General features: G+C 70.7%; 25 protein-coding genes. 14 read left to right on the top strand and 11 right to left on the bottom strand.

Annotated elements, in window-relative coordinates; translation table 11 throughout:
- Positions 1-24 precede the first annotated feature (24 nt).
- The 4 genes from recA to IU369_RS22455 all read left to right on the top strand — a co-directional run bounded on the left by recA (position 25) and on the right by IU369_RS22455 (position 3,047).
- Positions 25-1,086 (top strand): recombinase RecA, encoded by a 1,062-nt coding sequence (gene recA / locus IU369_RS22470; protein ID WP_281426262.1) that lies wholly within the window; start codon positions 25-27, stop codon positions 1,084-1,086.
- A gap of 196 nt (positions 1,087-1,282) precedes the next feature.
- A complete protein-coding gene (locus IU369_RS22465; protein ID WP_217924669.1) occupies positions 1,283-1,771 on the top strand; it encodes a hypothetical protein in 489 nt (162 codons plus the stop codon).
- Positions 1,768-1,992: a hypothetical protein gene (locus tag IU369_RS22460; RefSeq protein ID WP_217924668.1), complete on the top strand. Its 225-nt coding sequence runs from the start codon at positions 1,768-1,770 to the stop codon at positions 1,990-1,992. The genes IU369_RS22465 and IU369_RS22460 overlap by 4 nt, the downstream gene beginning before the upstream one ends.
- A complete protein-coding gene (locus tag IU369_RS22455; RefSeq protein ID WP_217924667.1) occupies positions 1,992-3,047 on the top strand; it encodes a hypothetical protein in 1,056 nt (351 codons plus the stop codon). Before IU369_RS22460 ends, IU369_RS22455 begins: the two co-directional genes overlap by 1 nt.
- A gap of 14 nt (positions 3,048-3,061) precedes the next feature.
- Here the strand turns inward: IU369_RS22455 and IU369_RS22450 are convergent, their stop codons facing one another.
- Positions 3,062-3,691 carry a hypothetical protein gene (locus IU369_RS22450; protein WP_217924666.1) on the bottom strand — a complete coding sequence of 210 codons (630 nt, stop codon included), beginning with the start codon at positions 3,689-3,691 and terminating at the stop codon, positions 3,062-3,064.
- Between the two features lie 97 nt (positions 3,692-3,788).
- Between IU369_RS22450 and IU369_RS22445 the strand changes: the two genes are divergently transcribed.
- From IU369_RS22445 to IU369_RS22435, 3 genes are read left to right on the top strand one after another with little or no spacing between them, the layout of a single operon-like run.
- Entirely contained in the window at positions 3,789-4,334 is a 546-nt protein-coding gene (locus IU369_RS22445) for a hypothetical protein (RefSeq protein WP_217924665.1), read from the top strand.
- Positions 4,334-4,819 (top strand): hypothetical protein, encoded by a 486-nt coding sequence (locus tag IU369_RS22440; protein ID WP_217924664.1) that lies wholly within the window; start codon positions 4,334-4,336, stop codon positions 4,817-4,819. The genes IU369_RS22445 and IU369_RS22440 overlap by 1 nt, the downstream gene beginning before the upstream one ends.
- A complete protein-coding gene (locus IU369_RS22435; RefSeq protein ID WP_217924663.1) occupies positions 4,819-5,421 on the top strand; it encodes a P-loop NTPase family protein in 603 nt (200 codons plus the stop codon). Before IU369_RS22440 ends, IU369_RS22435 begins: the two co-directional genes overlap by 1 nt.
- Here the strand turns inward: IU369_RS22435 and IU369_RS22430 are convergent.
- From IU369_RS22430 to IU369_RS22420, 3 genes are read right to left on the bottom strand one after another with little or no spacing between them, the layout of a single operon-like run.
- Positions 5,418-5,801, bottom strand: coding sequence for a hypothetical protein (locus IU369_RS22430; protein WP_217924662.1), 384 nt, complete (start codon positions 5,799-5,801; stop codon positions 5,418-5,420). The two genes, IU369_RS22435 and IU369_RS22430, sit on opposite strands and share 4 nt — an antisense overlap.
- Positions 5,802-5,803: 2 nt before the next feature.
- Positions 5,804-6,139: a hypothetical protein gene (locus tag IU369_RS22425; RefSeq protein ID WP_217924661.1), complete on the bottom strand. Its 336-nt coding sequence runs from the start codon at positions 6,137-6,139 to the stop codon at positions 5,804-5,806.
- Positions 6,139-6,579: a hypothetical protein gene (locus IU369_RS22420; RefSeq protein ID WP_217924660.1), complete on the bottom strand. Its 441-nt coding sequence runs from the start codon at positions 6,577-6,579 to the stop codon at positions 6,139-6,141. The genes IU369_RS22425 and IU369_RS22420 overlap by 1 nt, the downstream gene beginning before the upstream one ends.
- A 440-nt stretch (positions 6,580-7,019) precedes the next feature.
- On the opposite strand from IU369_RS22420, the gene IU369_RS22415 reads away from it, so the two are divergent.
- The 4 genes from IU369_RS22415 to IU369_RS22400 are packed head-to-tail and all read left to right on the top strand — an operon-like array spanning position 7,020 to position 11,574.
- Positions 7,020-7,700 carry a hypothetical protein gene (locus tag IU369_RS22415; protein WP_217924659.1) on the top strand — a complete coding sequence of 227 codons (681 nt, stop codon included), beginning with the start codon at positions 7,020-7,022 and terminating at the stop codon, positions 7,698-7,700.
- Positions 7,701-7,755: 55 nt separating this feature from the next.
- Entirely contained in the window at positions 7,756-8,880 is a 1,125-nt protein-coding gene (locus IU369_RS22410) for a hypothetical protein (protein WP_217924658.1), read from the top strand.
- On the top strand, positions 8,873-9,421 hold the full coding sequence (locus IU369_RS22405; RefSeq protein ID WP_217924657.1) for a hypothetical protein: 549 nt from the start codon (positions 8,873-8,875) through the stop codon (positions 9,419-9,421). The genes IU369_RS22410 and IU369_RS22405 overlap by 8 nt, the downstream gene beginning before the upstream one ends.
- Entirely contained in the window at positions 9,418-11,574 is a 2,157-nt protein-coding gene (locus IU369_RS22400; RefSeq protein ID WP_217924656.1) for an ATP-binding protein, read from the top strand. The genes IU369_RS22405 and IU369_RS22400 overlap by 4 nt, the downstream gene beginning before the upstream one ends.
- A 22-nt stretch (positions 11,575-11,596) precedes the next feature.
- Here IU369_RS22400 and IU369_RS22395 read toward each other — a convergent pair whose 3' ends face one another.
- From IU369_RS22395 to IU369_RS22380, 4 genes are all read right to left on the bottom strand, one after another.
- The gene (locus IU369_RS22395; RefSeq protein ID WP_217924655.1) at positions 11,597-12,208 is read right to left on the bottom strand and encodes a hypothetical protein; all 612 of its coding nucleotides are present in this window, start codon (positions 12,206-12,208) and stop codon (positions 11,597-11,599) included.
- Between the two features lie 41 nt (positions 12,209-12,249).
- Entirely contained in the window at positions 12,250-13,296 is a 1,047-nt protein-coding gene (locus IU369_RS22390) for a DnaJ C-terminal domain-containing protein (protein ID WP_217924654.1), read from the bottom strand.
- The gene (gene grpE, locus IU369_RS22385; protein WP_217924653.1) at positions 13,293-13,799 is read right to left on the bottom strand and encodes a nucleotide exchange factor GrpE; all 507 of its coding nucleotides are present in this window, start codon (positions 13,797-13,799) and stop codon (positions 13,293-13,295) included. The genes IU369_RS22390 and grpE overlap by 4 nt, the downstream gene beginning before the upstream one ends.
- Before the next feature lie 74 nt (positions 13,800-13,873).
- Positions 13,874-15,415 carry a LamG domain-containing protein gene (locus tag IU369_RS22380; protein ID WP_217924652.1) on the bottom strand — a complete coding sequence of 514 codons (1,542 nt, stop codon included), beginning with the start codon at positions 15,413-15,415 and terminating at the stop codon, positions 13,874-13,876.
- 275 nt (positions 15,416-15,690) lie between these two features.
- Between IU369_RS22380 and IU369_RS22375 the strand changes: the two genes are divergently transcribed.
- From IU369_RS22375 to IU369_RS22365, 3 genes are all read left to right on the top strand, one after another.
- Positions 15,691-15,987 carry a hypothetical protein gene (locus IU369_RS22375; RefSeq protein ID WP_217924651.1) on the top strand — a complete coding sequence of 99 codons (297 nt, stop codon included), beginning with the start codon at positions 15,691-15,693 and terminating at the stop codon, positions 15,985-15,987.
- A gap of 97 nt (positions 15,988-16,084) precedes the next feature.
- Entirely contained in the window at positions 16,085-16,501 is a 417-nt protein-coding gene (locus IU369_RS22370; protein WP_217924650.1) for a hypothetical protein, read from the top strand.
- A gap of 31 nt (positions 16,502-16,532) precedes the next feature.
- Complete coding sequence (locus tag IU369_RS22365) at positions 16,533-17,261, top strand: coiled-coil domain-containing protein (protein WP_217924649.1); 729 nt, start codon at positions 16,533-16,535, stop codon at positions 17,259-17,261.
- A gap of 17 nt (positions 17,262-17,278) precedes the next feature.
- Here IU369_RS22365 and IU369_RS22360 read toward each other — a convergent pair whose 3' ends face one another.
- The 3 genes from IU369_RS22360 to IU369_RS22350 form a co-directional block, all read right to left on the bottom strand.
- A complete protein-coding gene (locus IU369_RS22360) occupies positions 17,279-19,219 on the bottom strand; it encodes a hypothetical protein (protein ID WP_217924648.1) in 1,941 nt (646 codons plus the stop codon).
- A 67-nt stretch (positions 19,220-19,286) separates the two neighbouring features.
- On the bottom strand, positions 19,287-19,799 hold the full coding sequence (locus IU369_RS22355; RefSeq protein ID WP_217924647.1) for a hypothetical protein: 513 nt from the start codon (positions 19,797-19,799) through the stop codon (positions 19,287-19,289).
- A 47-nt stretch (positions 19,800-19,846) separates the two neighbouring features.
- Entirely contained in the window at positions 19,847-20,578 is a 732-nt protein-coding gene (locus IU369_RS22350) for a hypothetical protein (protein WP_217924646.1), read from the bottom strand.
- Positions 20,579-20,649: the final 71 nt, after the last annotated feature.

Below are 20,649 nucleotides of genomic sequence, written 5' to 3'. Positions count from 1 at the left end.
CCCGAGACAAGGAGAAATCGAACAGTGGCAGATGAGAAGAAGCTCGAGGCGCTCCGCGCCGCGATGGGAACGATCACGAGGGAGTTCGGAGAGGGCTCCATCATGCAGATGGACCCCGAGCAGATCCGCTCGCGTGTCCAGGCCGTTCCCACCGGCTCGATCGTCCTCGACGAGGCGCTCGGCATCGGCGGCCTGCCGTCGGGTCGCGTGGTCGAGATCTACGGTCCCGAGAGCTCGGGTAAGACGACGTTTTGCTACGAGGTCATGGCCCAGGTCCAGGCGGCCGGTGGCATCTGCGCCTTCATCGACACCGAGCACGCGATGGACCCGGAGTACGCCGGCAATGTCGGCGTGAACGTGGCCGATCTCGTGGTCTCCCAGCCCGACAACGGCGAGCAGGCCCTGTCGATCGCCGAGAAGCTGATCGAGTCCGGCGCGGTGGCCCTGGTCGTGATCGACTCGGTCGCGGCCCTGACCCCCAAGGCCGAGCTCGAGGGCGAGATGACCGACTCCTCGGTGGGTGTGCAGGCCCGCCTGATGTCCAAGGCGTGCCGCAAGCTGGTCAGTCTCACGCCCAAGCACAACTGCACGGTGATCTTCACCAACCAGCTCCGCGAGAAGATCGGCGTCATGTTCGGCTCCCCCGAGACCACCCCCGGTGGCCGGGCGCTGAAGTTCTACGCGTCGGTCCGGCTCGACATCCGCCGCATCGAGACCCTCAAGGAGGGCACGGACGCCATCGGCAACCGCGTCCGGATCAAGGTCGTCAAGAACAAGGTCGCTCCGCCGTTCCGGCAGGCCGAGTTCACGATCCGCTTCGGCGAGGGCTTCGACACCTTCGGGATGCTGCTCGACGTCGCCTCGGACCCCAAGCGCGGCTACGGCCTCGTGAGCAAGTCCGGTGCCTTCTACACGCTCCCCGACGGCAGCCGCCACCAGGGCGCCGCCAAGGCACGGGCCTACCTCACCGAGAACCCCGAGGCGGCCGCCGAGCTCGACGCCGCCGTGCGCGAGCGGATGTTCGCTCTGCCCGCCGCGGTCGAGGCTCCCACCGCCACGCCCGAGCCGGCCCTGGCCACCGCCTAGGGCTCGGAGCGGGAGTATGGATGTAAGTGAGAGGGGCCCCGCTGGCATCAGCGGGCCCCTCTCGTCGTAACGGGGGTCTCGCAAGCGAAGGTCGCCGCGTTCGGCGAGGGTGGTTGCTAACTTCGCGCTGATGAGTCGATTCGATCCACGCAAGGCAGCGATCCTCGGTCTCCTACTGACAATCGGAATCGGGACGGTGATCTGGCAGACCGTCAGCGGGCTCAGCCTCGGGGATGATGTGCCGGCCTACGCCGTATCCCCTCCGGCCGGACTCGCGGAGGGTAGGGAGCCGACGATCGTCGACGCCCGCGGCCTCGCCGAGCCTCTGATCCCGGACGCAGACGCTGAGGCCCTCCTCGAGGTCGCCTCCACGGACTTCCCTCTGATCGGTTCCCTCCGCCCGGACGTGGAGCAGCTCACGGAGCGCCTCGGGTCCCGCTCGATCGCCGAGCGCCTGGTCAGCCAGCTCGCCCCCGCCGCCCAGGCCCTGGCAGGCGCACAGGCCGGCGAGCCGAGTCTCGAGATCAGCGCCTTCGACGGGACCGACGCGACGGTGGCGGTCATCGCGACCTACTTCCCCCCGGAGGCCCAGCCCACGGCTCTCGGCATCGACCTGGTCTACACCCGCGCCGACGAGGGCTGGGCCCTCGCGTCGGCCGGCGTCACATCGGGGATCGGCTCATGAGGTCGCGCCTCGGTGAGGGTGTCAACGCAGGGCCGGTGATCATCGGCATCGTCCTGCTCGCCGCCTACCTGGCCCGGCCCGAGCTGGTTCACGACTTCCTCAACTGGCTCCTGAACTCGGTCTTCGAGGCGCTGGCGCAGGCGACCGGCAACGACGTCGACTCGCCCGCCCCCGACAGCGGGACGACGCCGAAGACGATCGACCCGCCGGGCGCCCGCTGATGGCCTCCATCACCATCGGGCGGACCCGCTACAAGATCCGCAACCCCATCCGTCTCGGGATCATCGCCGTGGTCCTGATGGCGATCGCCTTCGTCGGAGTCAACTCCTGCGGAGGAGACGAGGTCGCCGAGGCGCAGGCCGCCCTCGCCACCCCGGCCAACCCGCCCTGCTTCGCCGGCTGCGACACCGCCCAGCCCACCGCCTACACCTTCCCGTTGGTCGGTGAGGAGCTCGACGCCTTCGTCGAGGCCGCCCAGCCGGTCAGCGGCCTCGAGACCTTCTACGAGAGCTACCCCTTCAACCGCGGCATCCCGGTCCGCTTCAACGCCTACATCCCGACGACCTCGAACGCCGGGAACCCGGACTACTTCGTCCGCGACAGCGCGATCTTCGTGCCGGCGGTCTTCCTGCCGCCGAACAACCCGGGCTTCTTCCAGCAGGTCGTGACCGAGGACGGCGAGGGCCAGCGCCCCGTCACCCTCGGCTTCTCGCGCGACCAGGTGCCCTCGAGCGGCTTCATCGAGGTCTTCGGCTTCATCTATTGGTCGAGCGCCTTCCTCAACCCGAGCACGTTGAACAACCAGCCGATCGTCGCCGTCGGCTCCTGGACCGACGTCTCACCGTCCCAGCTGCGCGCCCCGGCGGTGCGGACGTGGCCCGAGGCGCCGGAGGGTGTGACGCCCGATCCGGCCCTCGTGATCCGGCGCGACAACCTGAGGATGTCGGTCCAGCGGGTGGAGTTCGCCCCCGACGAGACCCGGGTCTTCCTGAGCCTGCGCAACTTCTCGACCAGCACCCCGGCCAGCTACGACCCCGGGCGCGCGAGCCTGCTGACCGCCGACGGGCGTGAGCTCGGCGCGGTGCCCGAGGCCGCCCAGAGCGACGCGCTCGACTCCAGCAACCTCCCCGCCGGCGGCCAGACGGACGAGCGCCTCACCCGTCGCGGCTACATCGTCTTCCCGCCGGTGTCATCGAGCGAGCCGGTGATCGTCAGCCTCCCCGACCCCAACGGGTCCGAGGACCTGATCCGCCTCGAGGTCCCGGCTCCCTCGTAGGGCACTGCCGGGGCTCAGCCCCAATTGGTCAAGGCGCGCAGGCGCCCGGCCCCGATCCGCCGCATGTTCGGGACCTGACTGAGGGTCACCGAGATCCGGTGTCCGACGCGGGGCCGGATGAGATCCCGGCTGACAGCGGCCATCTTCGTCGCCCGGGTGGAGCGCACCGTCACCCTCAGCCCGGTGTCGGCCCTGAGCGGACGGCCTGTCTGCTTCTGGAAATGGCAGGGAGTGTCGAAGCGATAGGAGGTGGGGCCGAGGTGGCCGCTGCCGGTCAGGCCGAGGCCGACCCGGAGCGTGAAGCCGCGGGCGCCAGCGCGGAGCAGGCGGAGCTCCGCGGCGCGCGCCGATGCGACTGATGCGGTGCGCGCGAGGACCGCGCGTGCCTTCACGGCCTGCGGGCTCCCCTTGTCGGGGATCCGGCGTAGGGACACCTTCGCCCTGGACTGGTTCGCTGTGGCCCTGCGGAGCCTCGCTTCGGCCGTGGAGACAGCCCCCGGCCCCGGAGCGACGGCGCGCTCGAGAGTCCCTTCCAGGACCACCCATCCGCTGAAAGGGTGAAAGCACGCCTGCGCCGCCGCGGAGCTCGGGACCACCCCGATCAGCAGGGCGGTCGAGGCCATCGTGATCAGGTGCCGGCGCATGGGGCGAGGATAGGAGGGGGCCCGACGGGCCGCTCATCTTCAGGGAGGGCGGAGAAGTCCTCTCCCGAATCGGGCCGCTGGCATGCTCGGACGACCGATGAGAGGCCACCGACTCACGCGCGCTCTGCGTGCACGACACGGCACCAGCTTCATCGAGCTGCTCGCGGCGATGTTCTCCCTGATCGTGCTCCTCTGGGGCCTCTACACGGTCGGCTCGCTCTACTGGACCTCGACGGTCCTCTCCACGAGCTCAGACGTGGCCGCCCAGTCAGCCCAGTCGGCATACGACCGCTGGCGCTTCGGTGCCAGTGCCTTCGGTGGTGACATCGCCGCTGACGCCGCCAACCACCAGATCGCCGTGCGCGAGGCGGACCGGGCCGCGGGCATCGTCCTCGCGAGCATCTCCGACCAGGGTGCGGCGAACGGCCTCCCCGGTGTGATCGCCGACGCATCCTGTGGCACGGGCACCGGAGACCTGGTGCGCCGGCGTGTGCTCGTCTCGCGTGGAGTCGGTGGAGACCGCCGACTCACCCAGATCGAGGTCGAGCTCACGGCGCGCTGGATCTCCGGCCTGGCCCTTGCCGACAACCTGAACGAGTGCCTGAGCGCCAGCAGCCGCACCAGCTCACTGAGAGGCGACTGATGCGCCGGCACCGCCACGCGCGCCGCGCCGGGGTCGAGACCCTCGAGTTCCTGCTGACCTTCGTGATCCTGATGATCGTGACGGCGGGTTGCGTCTTCATCACCGTCGGCTATGGGAACGCCCTCGCCGCCCAGCACGCGCTCTCCCAGACGGCCCTGTACGTCGCCGCAAACGGTCGCTACACCCAGGCGATCGAGACGCGCTGTGAGCAGATGCTGCCGCGCTCGGGCGGTGGTGAGGCGATCTGCCGGGCGTTCCGGGTCCGCGACGGCCAGGTGATCGAGCAGATCCCGCCGGCGGCCAACACCTCGAGCGCGGTCCCGGTCCCCTTCGGTGAGCAGCTGCGGATCGAGGTCCGTTACACCCAGCCCTGGTTCGAGTTCTGCGTGCCGGAGCTGATGGGCGACCGCGAGTGCGCCGGCGACGTCTCGATCGCCATGCAGCGCCACATCGACGTGCCGAGCCTCACCCGGGAGGTCCGCTGATGCCTCGGCTCCCTCGCCGTCGCCACGGCCGCCGCCGCGGCGCGGTTCTCCTGCTCACCCTGATCTTCTTCGGCTTCCTCGGACTCGGGAGCCTCTTCGGCCTCCACCTGATCGCGGTCTCCACCGCCGCCCACTCACGCCTCACCGAGACCGCCCAGGCCGCGGCCTACGCCGCGGCCAGTGCCATCGTCGACCCTTCGGCCGGTGGCGCCGGTGCCGGCGTGATCCTGATCGACGAGGCCGGGGCCCAGGCGCGGGCGCGCGCGGTCATCGACGCGAACCTCCAGGGCAAGTTCGGCCTGACGCCCCAGGCGCTCGACTCGATCCAGATCGAGGTCAACAACGTGGCCTTCAACCCGATCGAGGCCCGCGCCCTGATCGACCCGAACACCTGCGAGGCCCTCCCCGGCATCGGGATCGGCGGGCGCCTGGCCTGGCGCGATGACTTCGGCGACTGCCACCTGACCTCAGGCGTGACGGTGAGCCTGACTATCACCCTGCGCGCGTGCCTGTTCAGCGGATACGCCGAGCGGACCTGCCCGCCGCTGGTCCTGCGGGGACGCGGCTTCGCTGACTACGCCTTCCGCAGCGACGAACGCTAGGAGCTGGGCCCGGTCGCCGGCTCGCCGGGCCAGTGGCCCATCGCGACGCCCCGCTGCCACTTGACCATGCTGCGCTCGTAGGCGGTCGAGTTGCCGGCCTTCCAGCGTTCCTCGCGTTGCTTCTGGTCGGCCTCACGGTGGAGCTCGCAGCCACGCTGCCATTCACCCGGTCCGATCTCCTCCTGGAAGGTGATCCGGAAGCGCCGCTGGAGTCTCTCGCGTGTCTGCTCACCGACCGGCGAGTTCGGCATGACCAGCGCGCGCGTGACCGGGTCATAGCCAGCCCAGACGCCGGACTCATGGAGGCGGCAGAGACAGTCCGCCGGGTGCCCGGTGGATCCCCGCGGTAGCCGCTTGAAGTGGGCGACCGATGACCCCACCCCTACTCCTCGCGCGAGGGAGGGTCCGCGCCCGCCTCGGCCTCGGGGCGGGTGCGCCAGGCCTGGCGGCGGGAGGCGGGGGCATCCGCGGGCGGATCCTCATCGCGCGCCTGGCGGGCCCGACGGGCACGGGAGCGGGCGTTGCGCCGGCGCCGGTACCGGGTCGCGATCCGCTCCTGCCAGAGGACCCGCAGCAACGTCGCCCCGCCCGCACTGGTCGACAGGGCCCGCAGCAGGTAGCCGGCGAGCATCGTGTGCCTGCCGAGGCAGGCCGCGATCGCAAAGGAGATCAGCCCGAGGGCGCACAGAAGCTGTGCGGCTGCCACCAAGCTCGCCATCAGGCGGCTCCTTCTCCGACGACGTAGGCGCTCGCGCGGGCTGCGCCACGCTGAGCAGGCCCGATGGCGAGCGCCACCTGGAGGCCCGGTACCGCCGCATCATCGGCCGCCTCCATCCGGAGGCCCGGAGCCATGACCGCCTGGCCGAAGCCGCGGTTGCTCAGCACGAGCGCATATCCGGAGAGAAGCCGCTGGGCGAGGGCGAGGTCGAGAAGACCCGGCGAGGAAAGGCGGGGCAGGCCCTCGGAGTAGATCGAGCGCGTCAGCGAATCGAGCTGGGCGATCACCTTCTCTCCGCTGACCAGCTCCGCCACCTCGTCCGCCGCCGGGCCGCAGAGCGCGAAGGCGACAGCCCCCTGTGAGGGCGCCGGCCGCGCACCGAGCTTCCATCCCTGCAGCACACCGAGGGCTTGGGCGTGGATGTCCGGGTGCTCACTCACTGACATCAGTATCGGACGCGCCGCGGAGACGATCTCCAGATCTCGCTTGCGTCGTTTTTGCCGCTCAGAGCGAGGTTGTACCTCTCGATTCCCCGCGCCCGGTACTCATCCCCGGCCTCGCGTGCGGGGCGGATCCCGGTCGGGGAGCGGCATCTCGGCTAGAGCAGCTGCCCATCGTCGAAAGAGCCGCTAATCCAGGCTTTTCGCCCGGCCCATCGTTCATTGGTACCGCGCCGGTCAGTCCCCCGGAGCAGCCCCTGCCAAACGCCGCGCCCCCGGCTTGTACGGAAGCGAAGAGAATGCCGCCTCACACTGTCAGTCCAGCTCCGAGCCGATCACGGTACGCGCCCGATGTGATCGAGGCGGTCCGGGACCGATACCCGCACTGCCGGGGTATCGATGACAAGCGGGCACTTGCGTCGGATCTGGGGATCCTCTCGGTGCCGCAACTCTACAACCTGGCCTGTCGACTGCATGTCACGGCGGGGGATGACCGTCCCGAGCGTGATCTGGCCCGTGCCAAGGCGATGGAGCCGGGGCGGCGCCTTCTCCGGGAGGACCCGGCGACCACGGTCTTCAGCGCGGACCACGACGACTACCTGACCCGCCACTTCGGCCGGCTCGAGATCGAGGTGATCGCGCACTTCGTCGGTCACACCGAGACCGCCGTCGCCTACCGCGCCCGTCGCCTCGGCCTGCGCCGGGCCGCCCGGCACTGGGAGCTGGCCAAGGTCATGGACTGGCTCGGCGTGGACGGCCCGACCCTCCGCGACTGGGGCGTCGAGCTCCACCGGTGCTGCGACCGTCGGGGACGGGTGCGCACCATCCTGGTCGAGTCGACGGACCTGGCGCGCGCGCTGGTGCGCGGCGGATGCTGGCAGCGCCTCGTGGCGCGCGGCGCGGACCAGTTCTTCATCCGCGAGATCATCGAGTCGGTGCTGTCGGTCCAGAAGCACGGCGCCCCGTGGGAGCGCCTCTGGGTCTCCCACGGCCACGTCTGCCTGAACCCGTTCTCGAGCCCCTCCTTCGGTCTGTTCTACTCGGGCGACGACCCGAAGATGACCGGCGCGGACCTGGACCCGAGCGAGATCTCCCCCGAGCAGATCCACCTCCTGCGCTGATCCGACCCGCGGGCCCGGTGGCAGGACCGCCACCGGGGCCGTCGAAACAGCCTGCGTGTCGGAACTGTCACCAGGCGCGGGGATCGAGGCGCTCGCCAGGATCCTCTCGGGGCCCCACGAGCAGCGCAACGAGCGGCTGACGCTGCTACGCGACCTGCTCGGCGCCCCCGGCGGCGGCTGGTCCCCCGGCCAGATACGCCAGCTCTCCCGGATGGACGACGTTCGTACGCAGCGGGCGCTCGTCTCCCTCAAGCGCACGGGTTCCCTCCAGTGGGACGCCCAGCGCAGCCGCTATCTGGTCCCGGCCGATCAGCGCCCGGTGCTGACGGCCCTCTACCTGCTCTCCGGCTCCCGGCCGGCTGCCGAGCTGGTCGAGCTACAGGGCGCCCTCTTCGGGATCGCCGCCGACAGCGACGACGGGGACCTGACCCTCGCCGGGCTGATCGACCTGCTGGAGGAGGACGTCCTCACCCTCGAAGCGATCGGGCAGGGGCAGATCGAGGACGCCCTCGAGACGGCTCGGCAGATCGAGCGCCACGTGGACGATGCCGAGCGGCTTCTGGAGCGGCTCGGCACCGACGATCACGGCCGCCGCTACACCGAGCGGGCCGTCGAGCTGGTCTCGCGCCTCGCGCTCGGCGTCTCCGGCGTCCTCGAGAACCTCAGCCGCGAGTCGGCCGACCGGATGCCCCGGGCCGGCGGCGCCTCGGCCGCCGACCTGCGCGCCAAGGCGCGCTCCCTCTCACTCGAACAGCTGGCTTCGCTTCTCGGCGGCCGGGCGCGCCCGGCGCCCCGCATGCACCAGCTGCCGGACCCGCGGGCCCTCGCGGCCGCCCTGCTGCGCCTCTCGGATCGGGACAGGCCCAGCGCCCTCCCGGAGCCCGAGGTGACCCAGGCGGTCGAGGCCGCGGAGCCCCAGCCCGATTCGCTCGAGCGCCTCTACCGGAACCTCGGCGCCCGGGAGCAGGTCTCCTTCGAATCCCTGATCGGAGAGTGCGGGGACTGGGGCGACGCGCTGTCGCTCCAGCACGGGTTCGTGCGTCTCCACGAAACACTGCTCGGCCGCGAGGCGGCGGGCATCAGCAGCGACGGGAGTGTCCTCGTGGACCCCTCGCCGGCAGTGCGCCTCGCCTCCCGGGCGAGCGTCGACGCATGGAAGGAAGCCGCGGTCCATGGTTGATCTGAAGCTTGTCGAGCACGATGAGGAGGGCTGGGACTCCGCCGCCCGCGGAACGGAGGCCCGGGCACAGACCCAGCGGCTGCTCTGTGATGAGACCGTCCCCCGGAGTGCCATGCGGGACCCGGGTCTTGTCCGCGAGGTCGAGGAGCTGCTCGATGCGGTCGGCTTCCGGCTCGGGCTGGTCGACGACCGCTACTACGCCGTGGCGGCCGACCTCGAGGACGGGGCGAGCGGCTACTCCGAGCCCCAGCTCGCCGCCCTCGCCCTCCTGAGCGTCGAGCTCGTCGTGGCTCCTGTACCCGGCCAGGAGACCCCCCGGCCGCGCATCAGCGTCAGCGAGTTCCACCGCCGGATCTCCGACGGCCAGGGATGGTCGAAGGAGTGGCTTCGCCGCGCCGTGCTCGGACCGCTCGAGCGCGACGGCTACCTGCGGGTCACCGCTCCGGGGCAGCGGCGCTCGGCCGAGTTCATCGAAGCCGGCCCGCGTCTGCTGCTGATCGACGCCCGTCTTGTCGCCCGCGCCCTCGGAGCCACCTCATGAGCCTTCGCATCCACTCTCTGCAGGCGATCAACTGGTCGCACCTGTCCCCGTCGCGGATCAGCGTGGACGGGCGCATCAACGTCTTCTGCGGCGCGAACGGCTCGGGCAAGAGCTCGGCGATGGACGCGATCAAGGCCGTCCTCGGGGCGCGGCGCTTCGGGCAGAGCCGGACCCCCGCCCACTACCTCCACCGCTCCCCCGAGGGCCGGGAGGCGGCAACGGCCCTCATTCTCCTCGAGGCGAGCGGCCTCTCCCCGCTGCTCGGGGCCGGGAGCGACCACGGCACGCTCTGCATGTCGGTAACGCGACGCTCCCGGCGGTTCTGCCTGCTGGAGGGGTCGGTGGGCCTCACGGCGCCCCTGGAACAGAGCATGGCGGCGTTCCTGTCGGACCAGCCGCGCGAGCGGTGGCTGGCTCCTGAGCGGTGGCGCCGTGAGGTCCTCGAGCCTCTGGGCGTCGACGCCTCGATGATCCGCCTGTTCGAGCTGCCCCAGGGCGAGGCCCACCGGGTCATGGCAGCCAAGCAGGACGACCTGCTGGCCCAGCTGCTGGCGATGCTCGGCCATCAGGACCGGCTCGACGAGCTCGACCTCGCCAGAGCGAGCCTCGAGGACGCAAAGCGCGAGCGCGAGCAGGTCCGCCACGGGGCGATCGCCGAGCAGCGGCGCGTCGCCTCCCTGGAGCGCGCACGTGAGATGGCCGACGAGCTGACCGAGCTCGAGGGAGAGGTCGCCGTCGCGGCGCGGACGCTCGCCGGCGCCCGGGCCCAGCACCGGGTCAGGATCGAGACCGAGGCGCAGGCGCTCCGGGAGCGGATCGCCGAGGCCGAGGAGCAGCTGCAGGACTCAGAGGAGGCGGTCAGCGAGCTCCGCGCGCGTCTTCGCCGAGGGGCGCCGACCCTCGCGCCGGCCGAGCGCGATGAGAGCCTGATGGACCACCTGCGCGGCGTCTGCGCCCGGCACACCGGGGTCAGCATCCTCGATGAGCGCCTGGCCGCGGACCTGGCCGAGCGTGAACTCATCGAGGCGCTCCTCGGCCCCCGCCGCTACGGGCTGCTTGTCGATGATCGCGCGGCCTTCGACGCCCTGCGCGAGGACCCGGATCTGCCGGACGGCGTCCCTCTCGTCCTGACTCCGTCGCTCGGCGGAGGGTCCGGCATCGACGCCTACCTGGCCTCCGTGGGTCTCGCCGGCCCGATGGTCCGCGAGGAGGGCGGGGTCTGGTCGGGCGCCGAGTGGTTCCCCGACGCCGCGGCGGCACGGCGCGAGGATCTGGTCGGCCAGCTGGGGGATGCGGAGCGCCTGCGGGCGACGCTCGCGGCCCAGACCGCGGCCGACCGGTCGCTCCTTCGCTCCCTCGAGCGCGAGCTCTCTGAGATCGGGCCGGCCCCGCATGCTGATGAGGCCTCAACGGTGGAGGAGGTCTCACTCGAGCAGGCCCGCGCCGAGCTGTCGGCCTGCGAGTCGGCCCGCTCACGCGCTCTGGACCGGATCCTTGGCTCGGTCGGTTCGGTCGAGGTCCTCCGGGCGCGCGCCGGGGAGCACGACGGGGCGCAAGCCCGTCTCGAGGAGGCCCTGTCGCTGCTCGGTGAGCACGACGCCGCGGTCGAGCGGCTCCTGGGTGTCCTCCATGAGGCGACGTCGCTCTGGGAGACCGAGCGCGGGCGGATCCTCGAGGAGATGGGGGAGAGGTTCGGCCTGCTCTGCGAGGCGGCGGGGATGGAGGGTCGTCTGGTCGTCGAGACGAGCGAATCCGGCCGCTCGCGGATCGACCTGCTGATGCGTGAGCACCCCGGCCGGCCGCTCAAGAGCTTCTTCCGGGACGGTGAGCTCAGCGGAGGATGGCGGGCGAAGACCGGGCTGCTCCTGCTGCTGTCGGCGCTCACCGGCGAGCGGTCGCGCTGTCCCCTGGTCATGATCGACGAGCACGCAGCCAGCCTCGACGAGGACCGGGCCCAGGAGCTCGGGGAGGTCTTCGCGCGCCTGGCCGACACCCAGGGCCTGCAGTTCATCCTCTGCGCGCCGACCAAGAGGGCGAGTGAGTCGCTTGGCTGGTGCGATGCCCAGATCGGCTTCCTCGCCCCCCGCGCCGGCGACGAATGGGCCCAGGCGCCCCTGCTGATCCTGCGCGCGGCGGGAGCTCTCGCCGCCTAGGGGCTCGGCGGCGGGACCAGGCTCAGGGGGCCGCCGGAGGAGCGGCGGGCTCCTCCCCCGGCACCGCGTTCGGGTCCGGGGCGGTCTCGAAGCCTTCGATCTCGACGCCGAAGGGAAGCGGCGTCCCGTCAGGGACGGGGGTGCCCGGAGGCGGGTCTGCGCTGTCGGATCCCGGGCCGACCGGGTCGCCATAGCCCGGCCACTCCTGGCCCCGGGTCGCGCACTCGGACAGGCCGAAGGCCGCGAAGGCCGCGTGGCTCTGGTCCTGGTGGGCGAGGTCGATCGAGCTGCCCTGCTTGCGTCCGGTCAGCTGGTTCTTGGCGTAGAGGTTCACCGCGTCGAGATGGGTGAGGAACGCCTGCCAGGCGGCCGCCTTGTCACCCGGGGCGGTCAGGCCACCGAGGGCCTTGCGCTCCTGCAGGTGGACGGTGAGGATCGCGAGGTAGAGGTCGGCCAGCTGCTCCTCGCTGGTCTCCTCCGAGATCGCCTGAGCGCCCTGGGATGCCAGCGAGCGCCCGGTGTTGGCGCAGATCGCGTTGCCGAGGGCACTGAAGTTGTCTGCCGACGGGGCGCAAGCGGTCAGCGACAGCGCGCAGACGAGCACGGACACCACGGCGAGGAGGCGGCTTCTCACGCCGTCCACTGTGCCCACGCGCCTGAGCGCGGGCGGCGTTTCTATGCGCCGGCGACCTCGGGCTCGAACAGCGAGGCCCGCAGGTCCTTGCGTCCATGGCTGGCGAGCTGGGTCACGAGGCGCCTCTCGGCCGAGCTCAGCTTCACCGGCACGTCGATGACGATGCGCGCATAGAGGTCCCCCCGGGTGCCGGGGTCATCGACCAGGGGCATCCCCCGGCCGCGGACTCTCAGCAGGGCGCCAGAGCCCGAGCCGGGTGGCAGGCTCAGCAGGATCGGCCGCTCGGGGGTCGGGATCCTGATCTTCGCCCCGAGGCATGCCTCCGGATACGAGACCGGGATCTCGATGAGCAGGTCAGCGCCCTCGAGGCGCTCGAAGGTCGGTGATGGGGCCACGGACACCGCGACCAGCAGGTCGCCGGGGCTCTGGGCCCCGGACTCGCCGGCGCCGGCGACCACCAGCTGCTGGCCGTCGGCCACCCCTGCGGGGATGGCGATCCTCTGGGTCCGCCGCTCGAGGATGCGGCCCTGGTGGCAGGACTCACATCGGGTCTCGATGATCCGCCCCTGCCCCGCGCAGGCCTCACAGACGGTGTTGATCCGTCCGACCCTGATGAACTGCTCGCCCTTGCAGACATGGCAGCGGCGCACGCTCGCCCCGGGGGCGGCGCCCGTCCCGCCACAGACCCCGCAGTTGACCTCGACGCTCGCCTGGACCTCGACCTGGCTGCCCGCAAAGGCCTGCGCGAAGCTGACCTCGACCGCGATCTCAAGATCGCGGCCACGCTCGGGCGGGCCGCCCTCGGAGGTCTCGTTGAACATCTCGGTCCAGTCCACCCCGGACCTGGACGCCCGGCCAGCCGCCGGACCCGGGGCCGTCGTGGCGGACGCGTACCTGGCGCGCGCCGGCGCGTCCTTGATCAGTTCGAAGGCGGCAGCGACCTCCCGGAAGCGGGCGACGGCCGTCTCGTCGCCGGGGTTGTGGTCCGGGTGGAACTCACGGGCCAGCCGGCGGTAGGACTTCTTGATCGTCGCGTCGTCCGTGCCGACCGGCACCTGGAGGATCGCGTAGGGGTCAGCGCCGGTCATGACCGGTCCCTTCGGCGCTGCTCGGAGTCCGAGCGTGTGCGCCGGCCTTCGCGGAAGCAGCTGAGACAGGCCTCGGGGCTCGACTGCCCGTGCGGGCATCCGCCGCCGTCGCCGACCACGACCGCGGCGGCCCGCAGCATCCGCTCGCCGAGGAACCAGCCCCGCTTGAGCACCTCGACGACCTCGCCCTCGGGGGCGCCGACGCGCCGCCCGACGGCCTCGTGGAGGTGGGGGTCGAAGGCGGCCCCGAGCGGGTTGACGCTCCGGAGATCGTGCCGGTCGAGCTCGTTGAGGACCTGGTCGCGCAGCATGACGATCCCCGTGCTGATGCCGGCCGCCTTGCGCGCGTCGAGGTCCGTGAGGACGCGGTCGCAGCCGTCGACGATCTCGAAGGCCGACCGGGCGACGGATTCGATCGCCGTGGTGCGCACGCGCTCGAGATCGCGTTCATGACGTGCCTCGAGGCGTCTGATCTCCTCTCGCAGGGCGGCCACCTCATCCACGTCCAGATCTTGGACGCCGATCCGCGGGCCGCCCCCGAAGTTCCGATTCGCGCCATGGCCCCGGTCAGCTCAGATCAGGGCTGGACGGGCTGGCGGTCGGCGATCTCCTGGGGGGTCAGCGCGCGGTTGTAGGTCGCGATCTCATCGATCCGCCCGAGGAGGAAGCCTCCCCCGACGCCGTGCCCCGCGTAGGTGACGTTCGATGAGTTCCCGACGAGGGGGCCGACGCTGCTCTCCGCGATCATCACGCCGTTGCGATAGATCCTCGATCTGTCAGTCGCCACGTCGTAGGTGGTGGCGATGTGGTACCAGGTGTTCGGCGCGAAGACGCCCGCGGTTGTCATGTCGTCGAAGTAGAAGGAGTTCTGCATCCGGGCCTGACCGTTGCCCTGGTCGAAGTGGAAGCAGTGGTGCAGCAGCTGGCTGTTGGCGGCCACACCGCGGCCGATCGTGCAGCTCCCACTCGCGTTCAGGCTGAGCCAGTACTCGATGGTGAACGAGGTGTTGGTCCAGCTCCAGGGTGTGATGCCCCCGATGGTCGCCTGGCTCGTGCCGAACATGTGCCGGCCGAGCCCGTACCGGCCGGCACCGATCCGGGCGTCGCCAACCTGGCCGTTCCAGTTGGTCCAGACGATCCCGCTGCCCGAGGGGTTGTGCATGCTGTCCCAGCTGATGTTCCCGTCCGCCTGCTCCATCCGGTAGTAGTGGTTCGGGACGCTGGCGAGGACCGCCTGGTCGTAGTCGGCGCGACGCCAGCTGAAGCTCGCGGTGTCGGAGCCGGTGGCGTTCGTGACGCGGACATCGACGCTGTGGTCGCCGACTGCGAGGCCCGAGAAGGGGAAGTTGCCGCTGGCGCAGTTCTGCCAGGGCCCGCCGTCGATCCGGCACTCACGGCTGGCGATCGTGCCGGTGGTCGAGAAGGTGATCGTGCCCGAGGCCCAGTGGGATCCGTTGCGCGGTCGGCCGGTGATCTGGACGCTCGGCGCGTTCAGGACGCGGCTCCAACGTGCGACCTTGCTCGTCGTTGCGATACCGGCGCCGGAGACCGTCACGGTGAGGGTGTGTGGGCCGGCGGAGAGGCCGCTACCGGTCCAGGGAGACGTGCACGGCGCGCTCGGGCCTCCGTCGAGGACGCACCGGATCGACGTGACGCCGGGCAGGGTCGAGAACGCCACCTGGGCGCTCGGGTTGTCCGAGTTGTCGGGGACCGAGGTCAGGACGAGCGGCTCGGCGCGGCGGTTGCCGGGCTCGGTGGCCTGGAGGCAGTAGGCCGTGCGGCTCCTCGAGCGCGCACAGAGCTCGATGGTCTCATCGGTCAGGAGCTGGACGTAGACCGTCTCCGGATCAGATCCCCCAGGCGGGTTGGTCACGAAGGTCAGGTCCGGATGATCCGCGGAGAGACGTGAGACGATCGTCGCCAGCGGCGGGTAGACGCGCTCGGCGTTCCAGATCGCCTTCGCCGAGTAGTAGGAGTCCGTCACCGAGGCGCGGGCGACGGTGTCCTGCGCGGCGTTGCGGGTGTTCTGGAAGCTCGGCGTCGCGATCGTCAGCAAGACCAGGAGCACCACCATGGTGACCATCAGCTCGATCAGTGTGAATGCTCGTCTACTGGTCATCGGGAGCCGATCCTAGGCGCACGCCACTCGCGCGTTTCGTATCTCGCCGCGCGGCACTGACAGCGGAGAATGAGCAGATCGGAAGGCCCCGCTCGGCAATATGGCGTGGTGATCAGCGACCAGGCGCGCCAGGCATTGACGGAGATCCGGGACCGGATGGTCTCCGACTACGATGCCGCCAAGGCGAACAAGAGGACCAGGCAGCGACGCGCGCGCCGTAAGCGTGCTCGTCAGAAGGAGAGGCCGGCCTCTGGGGTGAGGGAGGACTGACCCCGATGCGCGCGACCCTGTTCGAGCACCCCGGCCTCGTGGTCATTCTGATTGCCCTTGCGATCGGACTTGTCGTCGGTGCGGTGCGGCGGATCGCCGCTCTTTCGGTCGCGCTGCTCCTGGCGGTCGTGATCGCAGCCCTGTTCCCCGGTCCGCGAGCGATCGCGGAGGCCGCGGTGAGTCAGGACGGGTGGGGCGAGCGCATCTCGTGCCTGGGCGCCGGCGCGGTGAGTTTCGAGACCGTGCGTGGTCAGATCGGCCCCGAGAACCTTTCCGCCTGCGCACCACCGCCGCGCTCCTGAACAGCGGCAAAGGTGCATGCACACATGCAGAAACCCCGTCCTGTCGCAGACTGGGCTCGGAAGCACATGCTCACCCTCGATGCCAAGGAGCAAGAGGATGGCCGAACGTCGTTGCTCGCGCTGTCAGCAGGTCAAGCCGGAGGGGGCCTTCGGATATGACCGCTACCGGTGCCTCGAATGCATCCGGAACCGGATCCGCGTGTGGCGCAGCCAGTCGACGGGGTCCGTGCGTTCCCCGCGCCGGCGCCCGGCCTCGACGCGTGAGCGGGAGTTCGTCCGCGGCCGCGACCTGAGGGAGCGGATCACGTCCTACCTCGCACGCCGACCGCTCGAGGGTCCGACGAGTCTCAGCTCGAAGGCGAGGATCGACCGTCGGGCGTTGAGGGCGATCCTCGCCGGCGAGCGGGAGCTCGTCCCGGTCGCCGTCGCTGACAGGCTCTGCGTTGCGATGGGTATCCACCTGAGCGAGTTCGAGAGCGTCTACCAGGGTGGCGCTTCGCAAGACTCGCGCTGAGGGACTCTCGCCCACGCGTACGATCGTCGGTGTGAGTGAGCTCGTGCGAAGAATCGTCAGGCCGCTGACATCGGCGCTCGTCCCGCGGCCGGCGCCGCGGCCCTTCGCTCTCGCGCCCCGTGTGGACCCCGTCGCCTCGGATCGGCTGGCAGACCATCTGGAGGAGGCGATCGAGGTGGTCCAGCGCGCGATCGCCCACGAGAACCGCACCCACGGGGAACGCCTCCGCCAGCACCAGGAGGAGCAGGAAGCGGCTCGAGCGAGGACCGAGGCCGCCCTTGCATCCTGCGATCAGGCGACCACTCGGCTCGATCGCATCGTCGAGGAGGCCCGAGAGAGCGCCAACGCCGGAGCTGAGGCGATCGGGCGCCTCGGAGACGAGGCACGCGAGGCGATCGAGCGCGCCAACCAGGCCGGCGGCGTCGCCACCGAGGAGCTCGTGGAGTCGTCCCGGATCGGGACCGCCCTGCTCGCCGCAATCCGCGAGCAGCATCGCGCCTCGAGCGCCATGGGCTCGGAGATGAGGACGATCCTCACCGGGCTGAGGATGGACATCGCGGCGATGGAGACCTCCCGGGAGAACGCCCACGCCGCGCTCGCAGACGTGGTCGAGAAGCTGACGGCACTGTCCCTGGCGCAGGCGGACGCGTTCGATGACCTGAACGCGATGCGCCGCGCGGTCAGGGAACACGCCGAGGAGGCGATCGGCGCCGCGGGGGAGCTACTGGCCCTGAAGAAGCGAGTTGAGGACACCCTCTGAGAGGAGGGCGGGTCCGCTCAGTTCGCCAGGCGCTTGAACCAGTTCAGACCGCCGTCCTCGCACCCGATGCCCCCGGGAGCCTGTGAGGTCGGGAAGTAGCAGCGGGCGGAGTCGATGTCGATCCCCCATGCGCGACGGACGCCGGGCTGGCGGGCCCAGGTGAACTGTGAGGGCTGACCCCAGGGGCCCGTGAGGCCGACGTTGTCCACGGCGCGGAAGCGGACGAACCAGTTGCCCGGCGGGACCTCGACGCTGTCGCCGGTCTGGACCGGGAGACCCGTGAAGCTGCCGTCGTTGCTGACCTGGTACTGGTAGCTCCCGATACCCGATCCGCCGATGTTGTCCTGGGCCGGGCCGGTGATGATCGATGCGTCGCCGCCGTCCTCCCACTCGGTGATCGCGTCAGAGGTCGGGGCCTGCGGGGCGCCCGGCGCGGTGCGGTCGATCCGGACCGTGCGGACCGGGCCCTCGACGCCGGTGTTGCCGGCGATGTCGCGGGCGCGGAAGCGGACCTCGGTGTGGCCCTCCTGGGAGACCGCGACGCTGTTACCCGAGGTCCAGCCCGACCAGGCTCCGTAGCCGATCGTGTCCGGGTCCACCGAGTGGCGGGTCTGGTACTGGTAGCCGGAGGGATCGATCCCGGAGACCGCGTTGACGCCGGCCGGAACCGGGTCGGTCGCCGCCCCCGAGGTGACCGTGACGTTGTTCTGCGTGAAGGAGGTGGTGGTCTGCGATCCGGCGCCGGGGGCGGTCGGGCCGGTGCGGTCGATGTTGACCCAGTAGCCCGGACCCCAGGGGCCGATGCGGTAGACGCCGTCGCGCGCGCGGGCGTTCACGAGGGTCGAACCCTCGTTGTTGATCACCTGGTTGCCGGAGAAGCCGGTCGAGGAGGAGCTGACGCTCCACTCGTAGTCGCGGACGCCGGAGCCGACGTCGGTGGCGCTGGCGCTGACGGAGACCGGGACGGCGACGTTGGTCCAGGCGCCGTTGCTCGCCGCGGAGTCACCGAATGCAGACGGCGCGCCCGGATTGTCCTGGTCCAGGCAGATGCTGGCGCCGAACTGGGTGCTTGTCGTCGCGTGGCCGGTGCCGGCGCGGTCGGCCTGGAAGTTGTGGCAGCCCGAACCGGGGTAGCCCAAGCTGCCGTCCCAGGAGTGGTTGCCGTCGGGCAGGTCCCCGTAGCCCGCGACCATGAGACCGCCGGCCTGATGGCCGCTTCGACCGATCCAGAGGGAGCTGCCACCGCGCCCGAGCGCGTTGTCGCCGCTCGTCCAGTGGAAGCGCGAGCGACCCGAGCACCAGTTGTTGCCGTTGAATGAGGTGAACGTGCCATCGAGGCACTCGAAGGTCCCGCCCGAGAAGCCGCTTCGCACTCCCGCGGTCGGGCCGTGGAAGTCATCGATCCAGAACTTCAGGTTGCCAGCGCGGACGGCGCGCTGGTAGAGGCGCGGCTCGCCGGAACCGTTGTGCCAGAAGCGGGGGAACTGGAGGTTGATCGTCCCCGGGATGTAGTCGATCCGCAGGTTCCCGTTGCCGACGGTGCCGTAGCTCTGGTCGTTGATCGGGATCCAGTGGAGACCGCCGTTACCATCCCGCAGCTGGGCCTCGATCCGGTAGAGGAACTGGTAGTCACCGTAGTTGCGCCAGTAGCTCGCCTCGAGCGCGTGGCCGCGGGTGCCGAAGCCGGTGTTGCCCATCGCCGACTCCCAACGGCAGCTGCCGCCGACCTGTGAGTTGGCGAAGATCGTTGCCTGCATGACCGCGTTGCCACCTGCCACCGTCACGCCTGCCCAGCCGCCGCCGTTGCAGAACAGCGAGCCGTCGGCGTTGGCGCCGGTGATGTAGACGTAGCCGTCCGCCCGCGGGACCGAGGGGCCCACCATGTAGGCGCCGAGGGCGACGAGGGAGAGCAGCATGACCGCCAGGGTCGAGCGGCACTTATTCTTCAGACAGGTCATCCTGACCTCGATGTAGCACTTACGCCGAGCGCATGGGTGGTTCTCAGGAGCCACCCGGACCCGGGCGTCAGCTCAGGCGCACGACCCGCCGCGATGTGATCCGGAAGGTGTTGTCGGTCTGCCGGCGCGCGGTGGAGATGTACTCGGCTCCTCCGGAGATCTGCTCGGAGTCCTTGACGCATCCGGCGCCGGTGATCAGACCGGGTGAGTAGGAGCGCCCGTGGATGACCGTTGACCGGGTCGAGGGGTTGTAGGCCTCGACCCACCAGTCGAAGCAGGAGCGACCGATCACCCCGGAGCGCGGACCCGGCGCGCTCGCCGCGGAACGCGCCGTGAGCGTCGCCGCCATCGAGCCCTCCGCGACGCCGGACTGCGCGTCGAGCCAGGCGACCGCATCCTCGACGGCGGCGCCGGTGCTGAGGTCGACCTGCGCGGCGTTGACCAGGTTGATGCTCGCGATCCGGTCCGACCCGGTCACCTGGGCGACCATCGCCGCGAGTGCGAGCAAGCCGACCAGGAAGGCCAGCGACACCACGAAGACCGCTCCATCACGGGAGCGCAGGCGCGACAGACAGGTCATGGCTCATGACTAGCAACGGGCGTCCCCGTCGGCCGCCATTTACGCGCTCAGCCCTGGCGGACCTCATCGAGGGTCTCGGAGGCGGCGCGGGCGACGACCCACCGGTCGGACTGGCGGAGCATGATCAGGGCGTAGCTACGCCGGAACAGGCGGCCGTTCCACGGGGACCCGACCCCGGAGTACTGGACGATCAGCTGGGTCGTGACGTAGGCGCTCCCATCGTCGATGCGCCGCACCGAGAGGTAGTAGCGCGGGTCGATCATGGTCGTGGCCTCGGAGCCCGTCACGCAGGACGAGCAGAGTCCGATGCCGGAGTACTGGTGGCTGTCGGTGCGCGCGGCGACCGTCGAGATCCGGTTCGTGGCGCTCCAGCGCGCGAGCGCCGCCTGGTAGGCCGACGGGTCCTGGCCCGGGGTGAAGGTCTCGGAGGCGGAGAGGAACCCCCGCGCGGTCTCCGAGAGCTCGTCGAGGGTGGTCGCGGACACCGCGACGGGCGTGAGCGGCTCGGCCTGTCGTTCGGCGATCAGGGTCAGGATAGGCGCGTCGAGCTCCTCCTCCAGGCCGCGCGGGATCCGGGATTCAGGCACGAAGAGATCGAAGCCGGCCCCACCTTCGTTGCGCTCCCCCTGCAGGTCGACCTCCCGGGAGGGGATCAGATCGGAGCGGACCGGGTCATCGACGAACTGGCGCACACCGAAGGAGATCGCCAGCGCCAGGCCGATGATCACGGCGAGGCCGAGCGCGCCCTTCTTCAGGACGATTCTCAGTCCCTTGTTCATGTCCGCGGCCTCATCGTGGTCACACCCTAGGACCCGGCCAGTGAGTCGCAGGTGATCTTCCGCCTGTCAGC

Origin of the sequence: Miltoncostaea oceani, from assembly GCF_018141545.1 — a bacterium.
In the GTDB taxonomy this organism is placed as follows: domain Bacteria; phylum Actinomycetota; class Thermoleophilia; order Miltoncostaeales; family Miltoncostaeaceae; genus Miltoncostaea; species Miltoncostaea oceani.
This window is presented reverse-complemented; position numbering and strand designations above follow the sequence as displayed.